At 43.3% G+C, this 17,741-nt stretch carries 14 protein-coding genes; 9 read left to right on the top strand and 5 right to left on the bottom strand.

Going from position 1 to position 17,741, the window contains the following annotated elements; translation table 11 throughout:
• Nucleotides 1-136: 136 nt before the first annotated feature.
• A complete protein-coding gene (locus U5K35_RS08305; protein ID WP_322570993.1) occupies nucleotides 137-1,105 on the bottom strand; it encodes a hypothetical protein in 969 nt (322 codons plus the stop codon).
• A gap of 324 nt (nucleotides 1,106-1,429) precedes the next feature.
• Between U5K35_RS08305 and U5K35_RS08300 the strand changes: the two genes are divergently transcribed.
• Complete coding sequence (locus U5K35_RS08300; RefSeq protein ID WP_322570992.1) at nucleotides 1,430-1,627, top strand: DUF3185 family protein; 198 nt, start codon at nucleotides 1,430-1,432, stop codon at nucleotides 1,625-1,627.
• 274 nt (nucleotides 1,628-1,901) lie between these two features.
• Here U5K35_RS08300 and U5K35_RS08295 read toward each other — a convergent pair whose 3' ends face one another.
• On the bottom strand, nucleotides 1,902-2,834 hold the full coding sequence (locus U5K35_RS08295; RefSeq protein WP_322570991.1) for a hydrogen peroxide-inducible genes activator: 933 nt from the start codon (nucleotides 2,832-2,834) through the stop codon (nucleotides 1,902-1,904).
• A 93-nt stretch (nucleotides 2,835-2,927) separates the two neighbouring features.
• Here U5K35_RS08295 and U5K35_RS08290 point away from each other — a divergent pair, with 93 nt between their 5' ends.
• Nucleotides 2,928-3,197 (top strand): acylphosphatase, encoded by a 270-nt coding sequence (locus U5K35_RS08290; RefSeq protein WP_322570990.1) that lies wholly within the window; start codon nucleotides 2,928-2,930, stop codon nucleotides 3,195-3,197.
• Nucleotides 3,198-3,228: 31 nt separating this feature from the next.
• On the opposite strand, the gene U5K35_RS08285 is transcribed toward U5K35_RS08290, so the two are convergent.
• Nucleotides 3,229-3,948, bottom strand: a complete 720-nt coding sequence (locus U5K35_RS08285; protein ID WP_322570989.1) for a hypothetical protein — start codon at nucleotides 3,946-3,948, stop codon at nucleotides 3,229-3,231.
• A 189-nt stretch (nucleotides 3,949-4,137) separates the two neighbouring features.
• Between U5K35_RS08285 and U5K35_RS08280 the strand changes: the two genes are divergently transcribed.
• The 6 genes from U5K35_RS08280 (at nucleotide 4,138) to U5K35_RS08255 (ending at nucleotide 14,546) form a co-directional block, all read left to right on the top strand.
• Nucleotides 4,138-4,746 (top strand): 3'-5' exonuclease, encoded by a 609-nt coding sequence (locus tag U5K35_RS08280; protein WP_322570988.1) that lies wholly within the window; start codon nucleotides 4,138-4,140, stop codon nucleotides 4,744-4,746.
• A complete protein-coding gene (gene dnaE / locus U5K35_RS08275; RefSeq protein ID WP_322570987.1) occupies nucleotides 4,730-8,356 on the top strand; it encodes a DNA polymerase III subunit alpha in 3,627 nt (1,208 codons plus the stop codon). The genes U5K35_RS08280 and dnaE overlap by 17 nt, the downstream gene beginning before the upstream one ends.
• A gap of 175 nt (nucleotides 8,357-8,531) precedes the next feature.
• Nucleotides 8,532-8,858, top strand: coding sequence for a thioredoxin (trxA, locus tag U5K35_RS08270; RefSeq protein WP_322570986.1), 327 nt, complete (start codon nucleotides 8,532-8,534; stop codon nucleotides 8,856-8,858).
• 155 nt (nucleotides 8,859-9,013) lie between these two features.
• Complete coding sequence (locus tag U5K35_RS08265; protein WP_322570985.1) at nucleotides 9,014-10,093, top strand: efflux RND transporter periplasmic adaptor subunit; 1,080 nt, start codon at nucleotides 9,014-9,016, stop codon at nucleotides 10,091-10,093.
• The gene (locus U5K35_RS08260) at nucleotides 10,090-13,194 is read left to right on the top strand and encodes an efflux RND transporter permease subunit (protein ID WP_322570984.1); all 3,105 of its coding nucleotides are present in this window, start codon (nucleotides 10,090-10,092) and stop codon (nucleotides 13,192-13,194) included. Before U5K35_RS08265 ends, U5K35_RS08260 begins: the two co-directional genes overlap by 4 nt.
• Nucleotides 13,191-14,546 carry a TolC family protein gene (locus U5K35_RS08255; RefSeq protein WP_322570983.1) on the top strand — a complete coding sequence of 452 codons (1,356 nt, stop codon included), beginning with the start codon at nucleotides 13,191-13,193 and terminating at the stop codon, nucleotides 14,544-14,546. The genes U5K35_RS08260 and U5K35_RS08255 overlap by 4 nt, the downstream gene beginning before the upstream one ends.
• Before the next feature lie 4 nt (nucleotides 14,547-14,550).
• On the opposite strand, the gene U5K35_RS08250 is transcribed toward U5K35_RS08255, so the two are convergent.
• Both U5K35_RS08250 and U5K35_RS08245 read right to left on the bottom strand, forming a co-directional pair.
• Nucleotides 14,551-14,958, bottom strand: coding sequence for an ATP-binding protein (locus U5K35_RS08250; RefSeq protein WP_322570982.1), 408 nt, complete (start codon nucleotides 14,956-14,958; stop codon nucleotides 14,551-14,553).
• A 3-nt stretch (nucleotides 14,959-14,961) separates the two neighbouring features.
• A complete protein-coding gene (locus U5K35_RS08245) occupies nucleotides 14,962-16,266 on the bottom strand; it encodes a Glu/Leu/Phe/Val dehydrogenase (RefSeq protein ID WP_322570981.1) in 1,305 nt (434 codons plus the stop codon).
• A 273-nt stretch (nucleotides 16,267-16,539) separates the two neighbouring features.
• On the opposite strand from U5K35_RS08245, the gene U5K35_RS08240 reads away from it, so the two are divergent.
• The gene (locus tag U5K35_RS08240; RefSeq protein ID WP_322570980.1) at nucleotides 16,540-17,664 is read left to right on the top strand and encodes a hypothetical protein; all 1,125 of its coding nucleotides are present in this window, start codon (nucleotides 16,540-16,542) and stop codon (nucleotides 17,662-17,664) included.
• Nucleotides 17,665-17,741: the final 77 nt, after the last annotated feature.

The following is a 17,741-nucleotide window of genomic DNA, read 5'->3' as shown; positions in this document are numbered from 1 at the left end:
GAAAAATTTAAAATGGCCCCTTTATCCAAAGCTGTATCAGCGATTGCTTTAGTATGAGGCTTTAAAAAGAGGTTATATTCAGGCAAACAACTTTTTCATTTTGAATTTTAAATTTTGAATTTCAGTTTCAACCTTTCTACAAAAACCTGGAAGCCAGATTCCTTTCATCCAGGTAATGCTTCACCACATCCGGGTTTGGGGTATGGGTGATGTAAGTCATTTCAGGCTTTAGCTTTTCACATAGATCGATCAGTTCGAAAAAATCGAGATGATCGGAGATGGGAATGAGCTTATCTACGGTAAGCTGACTCCGTCTCGATTCCATTGCGGCCCAGCCACTACAGTAGGCGATCCGTTTCCTGCTAACATTTGATGCGAAACCGTTGCTGATGGCTGAACTTGGGCAGATCAGAATCTTACCTTCACAGGTGTCTCTGTCATAGCTTTCGTAATTTCCAAGATCGATGCCTTCCTCATCATAGACCGAGCAGAGCTTAAATCCGGCTCCATGAATTTGAATCGGGATGTTCCATGATCGCTCAGCAGATGCATGATCTCCTGTGCCTTTCCGAGATTGTAAGCCAGAAAGACGGGGGTGTAATTCTTCTTCCAGGGCAGAACGGGCAAAATTCAATATCTCTGCTTTTAACTCATCATAGCCCTGCCATTTGTACACCGGTAAACTGAATGTCGCTTCAGTAATAAAACTGTCGATAGGAGTATCGGGCAGTTCAAATCCTTCCGTGGCAGGCGAGGGTGGTGTCCGGTAGTCGCCGGTATAAAGCAGGTTTCCATACTCACTTTCAACAAAAGTCATGGCAGAGCCAAGAATATGTCCGGCAGGATAAAAAGTTATCCTGGCTGCTTCTGTCTCAATGGTTTCACCGAATGGCAGGACCTGTACCTCATATTTAACCCCTCGCAGTTCCATGAACTTTTTAGTGGGAGGCGTCGCGTAAACCATGGCATCCACTTTCCATGGAATATGATCTGCATGACCATGAGAAACGAACACATGATCAGCCTTGGAGCCGCTGTAATCCAGCCCAATGCCCAGCTGCGGCAGCAAAATTCCATGATTTCCGGCTTTGGTTATTTCGAGCATGTATTTTGCTGGTCTTTATTTTATAAGTCATTCTGAGCGAAAGCGAAGAACCTTCACAGATCTGAGTAGTGAAGGTCCTTCATCCCGACAAGTCGGGTTCAGGATGACCACTTTAAAATTTATCTATACTACTTCACCACTAAACTAAGAAGAGAGGGTGACAGTTCGTGGCAGGGCTATTCGAATTTTTTATTCTTGAATTGCTTGTAGTTTGCAATTATGATAAACTACTGTGACGTAGTAATTTGAGTTTTATTCTTGACTTGATTGCGCTTGTTTTCTAAAATTCTTAGATAGGTGACAACCCAAACAAATATCGATATTATGAAGCGAACGATTTCTATTGCACTTCTCATTGCCGGTGTACTCCTGCTCTATTTTGGATATCAGGAATACAACTCACTAGGCTCAGAGCTTGACCAGGCCTTTGGCGGGGCAGGTTCTACCGAAGCCATCCTGATGCTCGTTGGTGGAGCTTTAGCCGTTGTTTTGGGCGGATCCGGGCTGTTAAAGAAAAGCTAGCCGCAGGCTTAAGTGTAGATCATTCTTTCTGCTAATATTCAAGATGAAAAAGTCACACTCTTGATTCAGGAAAGATCTTTGTAATTCGATTATCTTTATTTAAAAATACATCTATGAATTCAATCATTCGTCTGGTCGTTTGGAAACCAAAGCCGATTACCCCGAAGTTTTTGAGTGATATATTTTAGTCTCTAAGATAGATCTATCCTTAAACCTAGCTCTCCAAACAGACAATAAAGATGTTGAAAAAGAAGAGGCGTTAAGTCATGTTCTATTATTCTATAACCATCTTCTCTTCCTGGGTACGGAGATCATCAGGGATCGAGTCTTTAATGACTTCCGCAAATGCTTCGATCAGGTTTTGTTTCAGGAACTCGCGGCTGTAAACCAGGCGAATCTTTCTGGAAGGGATAGGGTCCTTGAAGTTTTTGATCACTCCATTTGCACAGCGTTTGTCAATATCGTTGAGGGCGAGATAAGGCATCAGGGTTACACCAAAATCTTGCTCCACCAATCGCTTCAGGGTTTCTAGATTCCCGCTCTCAAACATGATAGGCGATTTATTGAGCTTCTCGTTATTCTTCTTGCATAGTTTAATGGTCTGATCCCGGAAACAATGTCCTTCATTCAGTAGCCACAGATCTTCCTGGTAAAGGTCATCAATAGTGATCCGGTCTTTCTTAGCCAGTTCGTGTTCCCGACTCACATACCCCATAAACGGTTCAAGAAAAAGATCTTTCTCAAAAATATTCTGATCGGTTGGCGTAGCGATGATCCCAACATCAAAATAATCCTCATTTAATCCTTTTAGCACTTCAGAAGTCAGTGCCTCTTCAAATATCAGCTCAACATCAGGATGTTTATCAATAAATGGTTTTAGAAATAATGGAACCAGGTAGGGAGCAATGGTTGGGATAATGCCAACTCGGAAGGTGCCTTTGAGTGAATCGCCCTGAACAGCCACCATATCCTCAATATGTTTTGCACCGCTCAAAATGCTCTTAGCTTCCTCAATGATCTGCTCACCCATCGCAGTAGGGACCACCGGAGACTTGGACCGATCGAAGATCAATACGCCGAGTTCATCCTCCAGTTTTTGGATCTGCATGCTGAGTGTTGGTTGTGTGATATAGATCTTTTGTGCAGCAGTAGCAAAGTGCCGATATTTGTCGACGGCAACGATATAAGAAAGTTGAGTTAAGGTCATTTTTCCGGATTTTGTTGAACTCTAAAGGTAATGATTCCTTTGTATTAAATAGAAAAGGAAAATAGAATTTAAATTGTAAAAAATAAGTATATAGTGAAAAAACACATTTACATAACCGGCCGGGTACAGGGTGTAGGGTTCAGGCACTTTACCCGTAAGAATGCGGATAAACTTGGTATAAAAGGATGGGTAAAGAATTTACCGGATGGCAGGGTGGAAGCTGTATTTCAGGGAACCGAGAGTGAAGTGAAAGAACTTATTGAGCGATGTAAGGATGGCCCGGTATCAAGCTATGTAAAGGACATAGACGTTACCGATGTGGACGAATCCAAAGATCATAATTCATTTGAAGTGATCCTATAACGCACTGGTCATGTACCCTGATTTTTGTCTGTTATTTGATCTGATCGTAATAATTGAGTAGCGCTGCCACATCTTCTTCTGACTTGAGCCGGAGCTTGCTCGACTTAACAAAATCGTTGAGAGCATCTTTTTGGTCACCAATGTCATTCAGGATGTTGCGCTTTCGCAAACGGGTTTTAGTTAGCTTCCCGTCTTTCATTAAATAGTAAGTTACAGTCTCATCATATTCACTGTAGCGTTTATTGGTGACTATATCACGTCCTCTGTTACGGATAAATATCATTTCGTGACGGGCTAAAAACTTGGTATCACCATTATAGATAACACGAAACAGGTCATAAGGGTCGATACCATATTGCCGGTCAGAAATACCAGTAACAAATTCCTGAGTTTTATTTCCCATTCTATCCAAAAATTGAAATCCCCGAACCTGAGTTGGATCGTAGGCTTTCATTATATTTCCATCTTTGAAGATGATCTTATCCTCATAAGTGTTGTAGTTGATATCATGTACCTCAGTGATGCTGTTATCACGTAAAATAACCCTGCCCGGCGTCCATTCTTCGCGATACCACTGCGTGCCTCTCACTTCCTCATTACTTCCCTGCACGATCGGCGTTTCACTGTTCCAGATATCCACGTGGACATTAGTCCCTACTGTTGACTGAGCCATTAATGGCATTGCCATAAAAAAAAGGAAAAGAGTCAGGATATAGGCTTTGAAAAGAGGATAAGGATTCGATGTATTCATGGCAGGTATATTTTGTTGGTCACTTTAGGTATCACTTACTAATGTAATGAAACCAAGGTAGATGTAAAATTTTATCCCGGCTAAAGATCGAACCTAAAATGTGGATAAATCATGTGGAAATAACTTCGATATCTAGAGGAATGAATAGTATATTCAAAGTTCGAAGTTCTATTCAATGAAAACATCTATATGTATCTGATATTTGATACCGAAACCACCGGGTTACCTCAGGATTTTTCGGCTCCTATTACGGAATTAGACAACTGGCCCAGGCTCGTTCAGCTTGCCTGGCAGCTGCATGATCACACCGGTAAGTTGATTAACAGCGGGAACTACATTGTTAAGCCGGAAGGGTTTACTATTCCTTTCAATTCTGAGAAAATTCACGGTATCTCAACTGAACGTGCTCATGAAGAAGGGGTTGAACTCGAATTTGTGCTCAAGGAATTCTCTAAAGATATCGACCGCGCCTATTTTCTGATCGGGCACAATGTAAGTTTTGATGAGAAGATCATGGGTGCTGAGTATCTTAGAAAGAAGATCTCTTCTGCTATTCTGGACAAGCCTAAGGTTGATACAAAAATAGATGGAACAGATGTAGCCAAGATAGAAGGCGGCCGTGGCGGAAATTATAAATGGCCGGCCTTAGGTGAATTGCACCATGCTCTCTTTGATCAGGGCTTTGAAGATGCCCATGATGCCGCTGCCGATGTGGAAGCAACCGCCCGAATATTCCTTGAGATGGTGCGAACAGGCGCTACCAAGATCAATTTCCCGATGGATGCTAAAACTTTATGAGTCGGCACAAAGCTACATGAAGCGGGAAGAATACATTGATCTCGTTTCCCCGTCACGGTTCAAGACCAAGCAGACCGACGAGCAGCTAGAGGCTCAAAAAAAAAGTGGAAACAAAGAAGAGACAACTGGTAGCGAGGTAGTAGAGCAGGCTACCTTTACTCATCTCCATAATCACTCAAAATTTTCAGTTCTGCAGGCTACTGCAGGAATCAAAGAACTGGTTGCCAAGGCCAAAGACGAAGGTATGTCGGCTGTAGGGTTGACCGATCTCGGAAATATGTACGGGGCCTTTGCCTTTGCCTCGGCGGCCCATGCCGAGGGGATCAAGCCCATTATCGGATGTGAGTTATATGTAGTTGAAGACAGGCTCCAAAAGAAATTTACGCGAGATAATCGTGACCGCCGGTATCAGATTCCGATCTTCGCCAAGAATCAAAATGGGTATAAAAACCTCTCAAAGATCAGCACGGTAGGTTTTACTGAAGGGTATTACTACAAATTTCCTCGTGTAGATAAAGAGACGATCGCCAAACATTCAGAAGATCTGATCTGTCTGAGTGGTGGGGTCAGAGGGTGGCTGGCTGACCTGATCCTTAACAAGGGGCAGGAATTTGCAGAGGAGGAATTGAAATGGTGGATGGAAACTTTCGGGGACGACTTTTATCTGGAAGTTCTGAATCATGAGCTTGAGGAAGAGAAGAGAGTTAACGAAGTATTTAAGTCATTTTCTGAGAAATATGGCGTTAAACTGGTTGCCTCCAATAATGTCTTTTATCTGAACGAGGAAGATGCCAAAGCCCACGACGCCCTGATCTGTATTGACGATGGGGAGTTGGTGAGTACGCCGAAAGGTAAAGGCCGTGGTTTCCGTTACGGTTTCCCGAATGATGAATTCTATTTCAAAACTCAGGAACAGATGAAAGAGTTGTTTGTGGATATGCCCCAGGCTATCGCAAGCACTCAGGAGATCGTTGATAAGATTGAGCCGATCAAACTTGAAAGGGAGATCCAACTTCCGCGGTTTGATCTTCCTGAAGGATTTGAGTCTGAAGACGATTACTTAAAGCACCTGACCTATGAGGGAGCAAAACCACGCTACAAAGAAATTGATGAAGAGGTAACTGAAAGAATTGAGCTTGAGCTCGGTATCATTAGGGAAATGGGCTTTGCCGGCTACTTTTTGATCGTTCAGGATTTTATTGCTGCAGCCAAGGATATGGGCGTTTATGTTGGTCCGGGACGTGGTTCAGCCGCCGGTTCGGTCGTTGCTTATTGTACCGGTATCACGAATATTGATCCACTGAAATACGATCTGCTCTTTGAGCGATTCCTGAATCCTGAGCGTGTATCGATGCCCGATATCGATATTGATTTTGATGACGATGGCCGACAAAGTGTTATCGAATACGTGGTTGATAAATATGGAAAAGATCAGGTTGCTCATATTATCACCTTTGGTTCTATGGCAGCGCGTTCTTCTGTTCGTGACGTGGCAAGGGTGCTTGACCTTCCGCTTTCGGATGCCGATCGCCTCGCTAAACTGGTTCCTGAAAAACCCGGAACCTCATTGGATGATGCTTTTTCAGAGGTAAAGGAACTCAGGAATATCAAAGACGGGGAGGGCCTGGAAGCCGAAACGCTGAGAATGGCCCATGTGCTGGAAGGCTCGGTTCGTAACACCGGGATCCATGCGGCAGGAGTTATCATCGCTCCTGATAAACTCACTGAATTTATTCCGGTAAGCACGGCAAAGGATGCTGAACTGTACGTGACGCAGTTCGACGGAAATGTGATCGAAAGTGCCGGTATGCTTAAAATGGACTTTTTGGGGCTTAAAACCCTGTCCATTTTAAAATCAGCTATTGGATACGTAAAAGAAAATCACGGCAAGGAATACGATCTGGATGATATTCCGCTGGATGATGAAAAGACCTATAAGCTTTATCAGCATGGTGGAACGCTAGGGACCTTTCAATTTGAGAGTGAAGGGATGCGCAAGCATCTGCGGAACTTAAAACCTACGGGTATGAATGACCTGATCGCTATGAACGCTCTGTATCGTCCCGGCCCAATGCAGTTCATTCCGGATTACATTGAGCGAAAGCACGGTCGTGAAAAGGTAGAATACGATCATGATGATCTGAAAGATATTCTTGAGCCAACCTTTGGTATCATGATCTATCAGGAGCAGATCATGAAAGTGGCGCAGCGAATGGGTGGTTACTCACTCGGTGAAGCGGATGTACTTCGCCGTATCATGGGTAAGAAAAAGCCGGAACTGCTTCCACCGGAGGAAGAGAAATTTGTAAGTCAGGCTGTTGAAAAAGGTTATGATGAGGATACTGCCAAGGCGGTATTCGACAAAATGGCGATGTTTGCGGGTTACGGATTTAACAAGTCTCACTCCGCAGCTTATTCGGTAGTGGCTTACCACACCATGTATTTTAAGGCCAATTATCCGGCTGAGTACATGGCTGCTGTTATGACACACAACATGAGTGATGTCAAGAAGATCGCGTCCTTCATTGAGGAATGTCAGCGCATGAACATTCCGGTAGATCCGCCAAACATCAATACGGCACGTGGTAGATTCCGCGCCAAAGATGGACGAGTACAGTATGGAATGTCGGCTATCAAAGGCGTCGGTTCATCCGCTATTCAGCATATTGTTGAGGAGCGAGAGGAAAACGGTGACTTCACCTCAATTTTTGATTTTGCAACCCGCGTAGACCTCAGAGTCTGCAATCGAAAAACCTTTGAAAGTCTGATCATTGGCGGTGCATTTGATACGCTGAATGAAAATCGGGCACAACTTCACGAATCAATTGAGGATATCCTGTCTTATGCAGTTCGCAAGCAGGAGGAAATACGGTTGAATCAGGGTAATCTGTTTGGTGGGGATAGTGGAGGTCCCGGTTCTCAGGAACCAAATTTAAGAGAGATTGTAAGGTGGTCACAGATTGAGAGGCTGAACAAAGAACGTGATCTGATCGGTTTATATCTGAGTGGACATCCGATGAGCCGTTTCAAGGAAGAGGTCAGGCTTTTTGGTAGACAGGATCTGAGTGATGATGTGTTGAGTCGGATGTCGGACCGAGCCAATATTCGATTCATTGCGATAGTTACAGGTATTAAACGGGTAACCGATAAAAAAGGACGTCCTTTTGCCTTTCTGCAGGTTGAGGATATGAATAGCTCTACAGAAGTGATCGCATTTAGCAAGACCTTTGATCAATATGCGAATCTTCTGCAGACCGATAATGTGTTATACATTGATGGTGTTGTAGATAAACGTGGTGGTGAGCCGAAGGTTATTGCCAATAGTTTTGAAAGGGTGGAAAACCTTCGTGAAAAATATCAGGAGCAGCTTAATATCAAGATCGATATCAAAACCTCTGATGTTGATAAGAATGACCTGAAGAAGGTTGAGACTTTATTCTCACTGAATAAAGGCAGTTCTCAGGTTCGATTGCTCATACACAGTGATGAAGCAAATGCTCCAATACGGATGAATGTCAGAAATTTTGTGGTTGAACCAAACGATGAATTACTCAGGGGATTACGTGAAGTACTGGGTGAAGAAGCAGTTCAGCTGGTTCATGGTAATTGATTAAGATTTACAGGTTAGAACGTCATAGAATCTGTTGTAGCTAAAGTAGAATATCGAGTAAGTATAAAGGTCTGCTATGGCCCCAATAACTTAAAAGAATGTGATTTCTTGTATGATTAATCCCGATATTAGAGGAGAACTTAAAGAAAACTATCAAATTATAAATAACAGCATTATGGCTAAACCAATTGAATTTACAGACTCAAATTTTGAAGAAGAGGTATTGAAAGCCGACAAACCGGTATTGGTGGATTTTTGGGCTGAATGGTGCGGGCCTTGCAGAATGATCGGACCGATCGTAGAAGAAATGGCCGAAGAATATGAAGGCAAAGCTAAGATCGGAAAAGTTGACGTAGACAGTAATCCGGAAATTTCTGTCAAATATGGTATCAGAAGTATTCCATCTCTTCTCATCTTCAAGGATGGTGAAGTTGTTGATCAGATCGTTGGTGCAGTACCAAAGACTCATCTAACCAAGCAGCTTGAAGCTCAAGTAGCCTGAGTTTGACTACATATTTATTTTAAAAAAGCGGTGTTTGGCAACAAACAACCGCTTTTTTTATGCACTTTTACAATGCTTTGCATGAACAAAGAATGCTTGATGCTTTCTAGTAGTTATCTTTAAACTATATACATTAATACAATACATCCTGATACATGAAGCGAATACTTATAATAACAGGTGTTGTGGCAGTTCTTGCGCTGCTGGCTTATCCAAAATTAACAGAACAGTCAGCAGGTGAAGGAAATTCTTCGGGGCAAAACTCTGGGAGCAATCCACTTTCTGTGGATGTTCACATTGTTGAGCCACAGGTCTATGAAAATAAAATATTTACTACCGGAACCCTGCTGGCCAACGAAGCGATCGAACTCAGGAGTGAGACTTCCGGTAAGATCGTGGAGCTGAAACTTGAAGAAGGGGAGCAGGTGAAGACCGGTGAGATGCTGATCAAGATAAATGACAGTGAACTTCAGGCACGACTTGAGCAATCTCAGTTTCGAATCGGTTTAGCTCAAGTGCGTGAACAGAGACAGCAACAATTGTTGGAACGCGGGGGGATTAGTCAGGAGGAGTATGATGCAACCCTCAATGAACTTAATATTTTAAAAGCCGAAACTGAGCTCATTAAGGCTCAGATCGATAAGACAGAGATCAACGCACCGTTTGACGGGGTAGTTGGTTTGAAGTATGTTAGTAATGGGAGCTATATCAGCCCGACCACAAATATTGCCAACTTTCAGTCCATCAACCCAATTAAAGTTGAGTTCTCGGTACCGGAAAGATACGCCGGTGTTGTGGAAGTGGGTGATCGTGCCATTTTTAGCGTTCAGGGGCAGGATGAGGATTTTGAAGCGATCATATATGCGATCGAACCCCGCATCGAAACACAAACCCGGACGATCAGGATCAGGGCAAGAGCCAATAACGATGATAATAGATTACTGCCCGGTGCATTCGCAAATATCGAATTGATACTGGAAGAGATAGATAATGCTTTAATGATCCCAACCATAGCTGTGGTTCCAGAGTTACAGGGACAAAAAGTGTATGTATTGAGGGATGGGAAGGTTGCCGAACAGCAGGTATCCACAGGCATCCGAACTGAAAGTGATGTTCAGATCGTAGAGGGACTTGCTCCCGGAGATACCGTTTTGACCACCGGTTTATTGCAAGTGAGAACAGGAATGCCCGTACGTGTTGATCAGGTTGATAAATATGGAGAGGGTGAACTATGAGTCTATCGTCATTAAGTATTCGACGCCCGGTACTCGCTACCGTGATGTCGCTGGTAATTTTGATCTTAGGGATCGTAGCATTCACGTTCCTTGGAATCAGGGAATATCCGGCTACAGAACCTCCCATTGTAACGGTGAGTACCTCTTACACCGGTGCTAATGCTGAGATCATTGAATCGCAGATCACCGAACCGCTTGAGGAGGAGGTTAACGGTATTGCCGGTATTCGAACCATTACCTCAACAAGTCGTGAAGGGCGCAGTACCATTACTGTGGAATTTGAGCTTGAGATTGACCTTAATGATGCCGCCAATGATGTGCAGTCTCGTGTATCGCGTGCAGTAAGAAACCTACCGCCTGATGCCGATCCGCCCGTAGTATCCAAAGCGGATGCCGATTCAAGTCCAATCGTTTTTCTTAACGTAAGAAGTGATAAACGAAGTCTGCTGGATCTGTCTGATGTTGCCTTCAATGATTTTAAAGAACGGGTTCAGACTATCCCCGGCGTAAGCAGTGTACAGATCTGGGGCGAAAAAGAATATTCCATGCGCCTGTGGCTGGACCCACTTAGGCTAGCTGCCTACAGACTGACACCTCTTGATGTACAGCAAGCACTTCAGCGTGAAAATGTGGAATTGCCATCAGGTAGAATTGAGGGCAACCTGACTGAACTGACGGTTAGGACACAGGGTAGACTTTATGAGCCTGAAGAATTCAACAACCTGATCATCGCTGAGTCTGATGGTAATGTGATCCGATTCAAAGACATCGGAAATGCGGAACTCGGTGCCGCCAACGAAAGGACCATCCTGAAAAGAAATGGTATACCTATGGTGGGTGTGGTTATAGTACCACAACCAGGTGCCAATCAGATCGAGATTGCCGATGAATTTTACAAGCGGGTGGATCAGATCAAAACTGACCTGCCCGAAGATATCCAAACTGCTGTTGGTTTTGACACCACAGAATATGTAAGGGCATCCATTGACGAGGTCCAACAAACAATCTTCCTGGCACTTGGATTGGTAGTGCTTATCATCTTTTTATTCTTGCGTGACTTCCGGACCACAGTGATCCCGATCATCGTGATCCCGATAGCACTAATTGGTGCTTTTTTTATCATGTACATTGCCGGGTTTTCCATCAACGTTCTGACCTTACTTGCTATCGTCTTGGCTATAGGTTTGGTGGTTGATGATGCCATTGTAGTACTTGAGAATATCTACGCCAAGATCGAAAATGGAATGGATGTGATTGAGGCCGGTATCCTCGGCTCGCAGGAGATCTTTTTTGCAGTTGTGGCTACGTCGCTGGCCCTTGTTTCTGTATTCACGCCGATCTTATTTCTTGGAGGTTTGACCGGAAGATTGTTCCTGGAATTTGGTGTAGTGATGGCCGGCGCCATAGTTATATCATCTTTTGTGGCACTAACGCTTACACCTATGCTTTCCACAAAGTTTCTGAAATCAGATGCACAGCACAGCTGGTTCTATAAGAAAACAGAACCGTTCTTTATTAAACTAAATGAGGTATATAAGTCAAGCCTTGAATCATTCATGGAAAAGCGCTGGATGGCACTTGTCATCACGGTATTGTGTATTGGTGGCATATGGGTATTTTTAAACAATCTTCAGCAAGAACTCGCACCGTTGGAAGACAGAGGCAGACTGATCGTTAGTTCAACTGCCCCTGAGGGAGCCACTTTTGATTACATGGACCGGTACATGAATCAGCTGACAGATTTTTTATTGGAAGAGGTTCCTGAAACTGAAGGATTGATCACGGTGACATCTCCGGGATTTGGCTCATCAGGATCGGTTAATTCCGGTTTTGGTCGACTCATATTGACTGATGCTTCAGAGAGGGAAAGATCACAACAGGAGATATATAATGATCTCTCAACAAAGATACAGGATCTGAGTGGGGCACGAACCTTTGTTGCTCAAGAGCAAAGCATTGGAGGTGGCCGAGGTGGCCAACCCGTACAGTACGTACTGCAGGCTAACACTATCGACAAATTAAAGGAAGTAATTCCTGAATTCATGGAAAAAGCGAGTCAGGATCCAACCTTTGCATTTGTGGATGTGAACCTGAAGTTCAGCAAGCCGGAAGTTGAGATCACGATCGATCGAGACAGAGCACAGGCTTTGGGAGTCTCAACCAGGGATATTGCAGAAACTCTGCAGCTGGCATATAGTGGTCAGCGCTTTGGCTTCTTCCTTAAAAACGGAAAGCAATATCAGGTAATCGGGCAAATGTCCAGAAAAGACAGGAACGCACCGATCGACCTTAAATCACTTTATGTGCGCAATGACGAGGGGGATATCATTCAGATGGATAATCTTGTAACCCTTAGAGAAACCAGTAGCCCGCCTCAATTATATCGGTTCAACAGATATGCGTCAGCCACGGTATCGGCTAGTTTGGCACCTGGCAAGACCATCGGCGATGGCATTGAAGCTATGGATGCAATAGCTGATGAAGTGTTGGATGCATCTTTTACAACATCACTGTCAGGACCCTCAAGAGACTTCGTTGAGAGTTCTTCGAGCCTGATATACGTGTTCCTCTTGGCATTAATACTCGTTTATCTGGTACTTTCCGCACAGTTTGAAAGCTTTCGTGATCCGCTTGTGATCATGTTCACAGTACCGCTGGCTTTGACCGGTGCATTACTTACTCTTTGGTACTTTAATCAAACGCTGAACATCTTTAGTCAGATCGGTATGATCATGCTAATCGGTTTGGTGACCAAAAATGGTATCCTGATCGTTGAGTTTGCAAATCAGAGACAGGTTCAGGGATTATCAAACCTTGAGGCTATCAAGGAAGCAGCAGTTGCACGATTCAGACCCATCTTAATGACGAGTCTTTCTACTGTACTGGGTATCCTGCCGATTGCACTTGCGTTGGGTGCAGGAGCAGAGAGCCGTAAGTCGATGGGTATTGCGATCATTGGTGGTTTGATCTTTGCAAGTATTTTAACTTTGTATGTCATACCTGCTCTATACAGTTACATTTCAGCTGAGAGATCTGAAAAGGGTGCGATCGATGATGAAAAATTGAAGAAAATAGACAACATGGAACCCGCACAAGTATGAGATCAGAAACATTGAAAAATTCCATATTGGTGAAATTAGTTTTTGTTTGTAGTCTGTTATTATTCACAGGTTTATCTAATCAAACGAAGGCACAGGTTATTCTGGAGCTTGAGGATGCAGTCAGGATCGGCCTTGAAAATAATTTCTCTATCCGTATTGTAGAAAATCAGGCTCGGATCTCTGAGAATAACAATTCGCTCGGAAACGCAGGCTTTTTACCGGTCATTTCTGCAGATGGATCTGTAAATGAAAGGGTACAGGATAATGTAACCGTATACGGAAATCCAAACATTACAGACCGTAATGATGAAGGTGCGGTAACTACAGTGTATGATTATGGCGTAAATGCGACCTGGAGGATCTTTGATGGATTGACCATGTTTGCTACGCTTGACCGACTTTCAAGTGAGATGGATATTAGTGAGGCAGAATCTCAACTTCAGGTAGAAAATGTGCTGGCTGATATCATCACCGGATATTATCAGATAGCCGGTCAGCAAAAAGCAGCTGAGGTATTAGAGAATACGGTTGAGATATCTGAGGAACGTATCCGTATTGCAGAAACTAAACGTGACCTTGGTTCCGGTTCAGAGTATGAATTGTTGTTAGCTCGTGCCGATTACAATACCGACCGCACAGCTTTGATCCGTGCCAACACTAATCTAAATCAGCTTAAGGTTATTTTAACCTCAGTGTTGGCAGATTCTGTGACTGTTGAATTTTCCGTACAGCCTGAGATCGAGCTTGCCGAAAGGTTAGTTTATCAGGATTTGTTGAATGAGGCTTTAGAACAAAATCAAGAACTGAAGATCGCTCGCTTGAATGAACAGGTTGCAAAGGCTGAGATCCGTGAAATTCGTGGAGACTGGATGCCAAATGTTGATGTCTCCGGTGGGTATGGATACTCCAGAACGGAAGCAAGTTCAGGGTTTTCCGAGTTTTCTGAAACCAAGGGCTGGCGCTATGGTGTCAGTGCTTCGATCAATTTATTTGACGGCTTTAACAAGAATCGCAGAATGCAAAATGCACAGATCAGGCTAAAAAATCAGTCGCTTTCAAAGCAGGATCTTCAGTTAAGGATCACAGCTGAAATTAGTCGTATTTATGCTCAGTATACAGATGCCTTAGATCTGATCGACCTTGAGCAGGAAAACCTTGAGATCAACAATGAAACCGTGAGCATTGCCCTAGAGCGATTCGAGCTTGGAACGATCAATTCATTAGAATTAAGAGAAGCACAACAAAGCCTGCTTAATGCCGAGAACAGACTTATTGAGGCAGAGATCGCCGCAAAGTCGGCTGAAACCGAGTTGCTTAGACTCAGTGGCAGGTTATTGCAAAAAAGTCGGTAAGGGTCTAACTGTCGAGTATAAAGGAAAGGGTAAGTTTGCGTCCATCTTCTTCAAAAAAGACCTCATCGGCGTATTCTTTCATCAAAAATACACCCCGGCCACTGGTGCTTAACAGGTTTTCTTCAGCAATGGGATCGGGGAGTTCATCCGGTTTAAAACCTTCACCTTCGTCAGTGGTTACAAAGATAAGCTTATTACCATCTCGGTAGGCAGCCACCACGGTATTTTTTGATTCATCCAGTTTATTACCGTGTACAATGGCGTTTGTGGCTGCTTCACTGACAGCTAGCATAAGGCGGGCATAGAATTCATCATTGAATCCCAACTGTTCCTGTAGTTTGTTCAGTAATCCTTCCAGCTTTTCTACTTCTTCGTAAGCAGACTTAAGAGTAAGTTCGTGTAGTAATTTCATTGATTATGCATAAATACCACGCAATTTCAGCGTTGTTGCTACGCGATCTATCGCATAAACATACGCCGCCTGTCTGAGCGTAATACTATACTTTTCACTTACCATAAACAAGTTGTCGAAAGCTTCACGCATCATTCGGTTGAGTCGACGGTTTACCCGTTCTTCAGTCCAGAAATAACCATGTCTGTCCTGTACCCATTCAAAATATGAAACAGTAACACCACCGGCATTGGCAAGGATATCTGGCACTACCATGATTCCGTTTTCTTCAAGGATCTTATCAGCATTGGCCGTTACCGGTCCGTTGGCTCCTTCTGCAATGATACGGGCTTTTATATTCGGAGCATTATCCTTGTTGATTTGATCTTCTTTGGCTGCAGGTATGAGAACATCACATTCCAGTTCAAGAAGTTCCTTATTTGTAATCTTTTCAGCTCCGTCAAATCCTTCCAGTGAATTATTATGAGTCTGGGAGTAATTCAAGGCTTCCGGAATATCGATACCATCTTTATTGTAGTATCCGCCACTGATATCGCTGATCGCAAGGATCTTGGCGCCTTGTTCATACATGAGCTGAGCGGAAACGGACCCAACATTTCCAAATCCCTGAACCGCAACAGTAGTATTGCTTGGTGAGATTTTCAGTTTACCTAATGCAGCAAGGGTACAGGTGACTACACCGCGGCCGGTAGCTTCTTTACGTCCTTTAGATCCTCCCAAAATAATGGGTTTGCCGGTCACCACAGCAGTTTCAGTTTTATTCTGTTTCATGCTGTAGGTATCCATGATCCAAGCCATTACTTGCTCATTGGTATTCATATCAGGAGCCGGGATATCACGATCGGGACCAAATACTTCAAGCATATTGGCTGTGTAGCGACGGGTCAGTCTTTCAAGCTCGCCTTGTGAAAGTTCCTTTGGGTTGACACGTACACCGCCTTTGGCTCCCCCAAATGGAACATTGACAACTGCACATTTCCAGGTCATCCAGGCAGCAAGGGCTTTTACCTCATCAATCGTTACATCGTCAGAGTAACGGATCCCGCCTTTTGATGGGCCCAGAATACTGTTGTGGATCACACGATAGCCGTCAAAAACCTCTATCCTGCCATCATCCATGGTAACAGGGATGGAAACCATGATCACTTTCTCAGGACTCGAGAGATATTTGAAGATACCTTCGTCCAGATCCAGGATCTCTGCTGCAAAACGGAATCTTTCCATCATTGAAGCAAAGGGGGAGTCGTGCGTTATATGAGGGGTCGGTTCTTTATAATAGCCGCTGGAAATAGAGTCTTTTTTAGACATTGAAATGTAAATATGAAAATGTTGGGATTTTAGCTCAAAAAAGCGGTTCCAAATATATAAGGAAAACCTAAAACTATCGCTTTTTTTAAATAAATATCAGGCAATTATAAACTTTTTCATCGTTTGATCTTAAGATCCCTTACTCACTCGGAAATTATATGATAGGCCGGATGTTATCTAATTGTTAAGTATGGTGAAAAACTCATAATCATAATACTGTCTTAACATTTATTTTTTACACTTGGACCCAAATCAGCACACATAAAAAAGTAAATGTCAGATTCATCAGATAACAACGGTTTAAGCCCGATCGAACAGTTTATTCCAACCGGTTTTTACGACGTCATAAGGCAGGAAAGAGTTTTTATTGGACTCATCGGTGTATTCTTTTTTATTGCCGGAGTGGCTTTTCCCTATGCAGAACTGGCTATGTGGGTAGGATTCTTTTTTGCAGGTTATTCTGCTATTGCAAATGATAGTATCCAAACGATTGGTACATTTTTGGCATCCAACATGGATAAAAAATGGTGGATGTTGTGGCTTTGGATCGGAGGCATCTTTTTATTAACGGTAACAGCTAGTTGGTTCATTTATGATGGGGATGTAACCTATCAGAGATTGACCTCCAAAGGATTTTCTGAAGCTCCGACCAGCTTTTCATTTCTTCAGGTAGCGGCACCTATCTTTCTTTTGATTCTGACCCGAATGAGGATGCCGGTATCTACTACCTTTCTTCTTTTGAGTGCTTTTTCATCCTCGGCTGAAGGCATTACTTCTGTTCTTGGAAAAAGTTTGTCAGGGTATGGTCTTGCACTTATAACCGGACTTGTTGTTTGGGTGGTAGTTACAAGAACCGTTGAGAAGAAATTCAATGATGAGCCAAAGAAATTCTGGCTGCCACTACAGTGGGTCATTTCCGGTACTTTGTGGGCGGTATGGGTTATGCAGGATGCTGCAAATATTGCTGTGTACCTTCCACGTTCTCTCAGTCTCGGTCAGTTTCTTGGATTCGCACTCTTTATATTTTTTGGACTTGGTTTACTCTTCTACCTTAGAGGTGATAAAATACAGCAGATTGTCACTGAAAAATCTCGAGTTACCGACGTGCGGTCTGCCACTATGGTAGATTTTATCTATTCAATACTGCTTGTCTACAAACTCTCTGTAAGTACAATACCAATGAGTACCACTTGGGTTTTTCTGGGATTACTTGCCGGCCGTGAGATAGGGATGAGTATAATGGATGGAAAAGAAGAGGGTAGACCTATGCGGAAAGTATTATTCATGGTGTTTAAAGATGTGTCATATGCATTAATTGGATTGATCGTTTCAATTATACTGGCAATTTCTATCAATGCAGAAGTGAGAGATGAGTTGCTCCAAATGATCGGCTATTGATATTTAAAGCCAAAAATCACATACTAAGGCGACTCGCATGTAAGTTTTTATAAGCGAGTCGCCTTTTTTATTTTCAT

The sequence above is a fragment of the Rhodohalobacter sp. genome, from assembly GCF_034521535.1.
Classification (GTDB): domain Bacteria; phylum Bacteroidota; class Rhodothermia; order Balneolales; family Balneolaceae; genus Rhodohalobacter.
The sequence above is the reverse complement of the archived record's forward strand: the minus strand, read 5'-3'. Positions and strand labels throughout refer to the sequence as shown.

What these genes read in the sequence shown, in the direction of transcription:
- U5K35_RS08300 (WP_322570992.1), top strand. Translation starts at nt 1,430, where the DNA reads ATGAAGCGAACGATTTCTATTGCACTTCTCATTGCCGGTGTACTCCTG.
- U5K35_RS08305 (WP_322570993.1), bottom strand. Translation starts at nt 1,105, where the DNA reads ATGCTCGAAATAACCAAAGCCGGAAATCATGGAATTTTGCTGCCGCAG.
- dnaE (WP_322570987.1), top strand. Translation starts at nt 4,730, where the DNA reads ATGCTAAAACTTTATGAGTCGGCACAAAGCTACATGAAGCGGGAAGAA.
- U5K35_RS08260 (WP_322570984.1), top strand. Translation starts at nt 10,090, where the DNA reads ATGAGTCTATCGTCATTAAGTATTCGACGCCCGGTACTCGCTACCGTG.
- trxA (WP_322570986.1), top strand. Translation starts at nt 8,532, where the DNA reads ATGGCTAAACCAATTGAATTTACAGACTCAAATTTTGAAGAAGAGGTA.
- U5K35_RS08250 (WP_322570982.1), bottom strand. Translation starts at nt 14,958, where the DNA reads ATGAAATTACTACACGAACTTACTCTTAAGTCTGCTTACGAAGAAGTA.
- U5K35_RS08265 (WP_322570985.1), top strand. Translation starts at nt 9,014, where the DNA reads ATGAAGCGAATACTTATAATAACAGGTGTTGTGGCAGTTCTTGCGCTG.
- U5K35_RS08295 (WP_322570991.1), bottom strand. Translation starts at nt 2,834, where the DNA reads ATGACCTTAACTCAACTTTCTTATATCGTTGCCGTCGACAAATATCGG.
- U5K35_RS08285 (WP_322570989.1), bottom strand. Translation starts at nt 3,948, where the DNA reads ATGAATACATCGAATCCTTATCCTCTTTTCAAAGCCTATATCCTGACT.
- U5K35_RS08240 (WP_322570980.1), top strand. Translation starts at nt 16,540, where the DNA reads ATGTCAGATTCATCAGATAACAACGGTTTAAGCCCGATCGAACAGTTT.
- U5K35_RS08245 (WP_322570981.1), bottom strand. Translation starts at nt 16,266, where the DNA reads ATGTCTAAAAAAGACTCTATTTCCAGCGGCTATTATAAAGAACCGACC.
- U5K35_RS08255 (WP_322570983.1), top strand. Translation starts at nt 13,191, where the DNA reads ATGAGATCAGAAACATTGAAAAATTCCATATTGGTGAAATTAGTTTTT.
- U5K35_RS08280 (WP_322570988.1), top strand. Translation starts at nt 4,138, where the DNA reads ATGTATCTGATATTTGATACCGAAACCACCGGGTTACCTCAGGATTTT.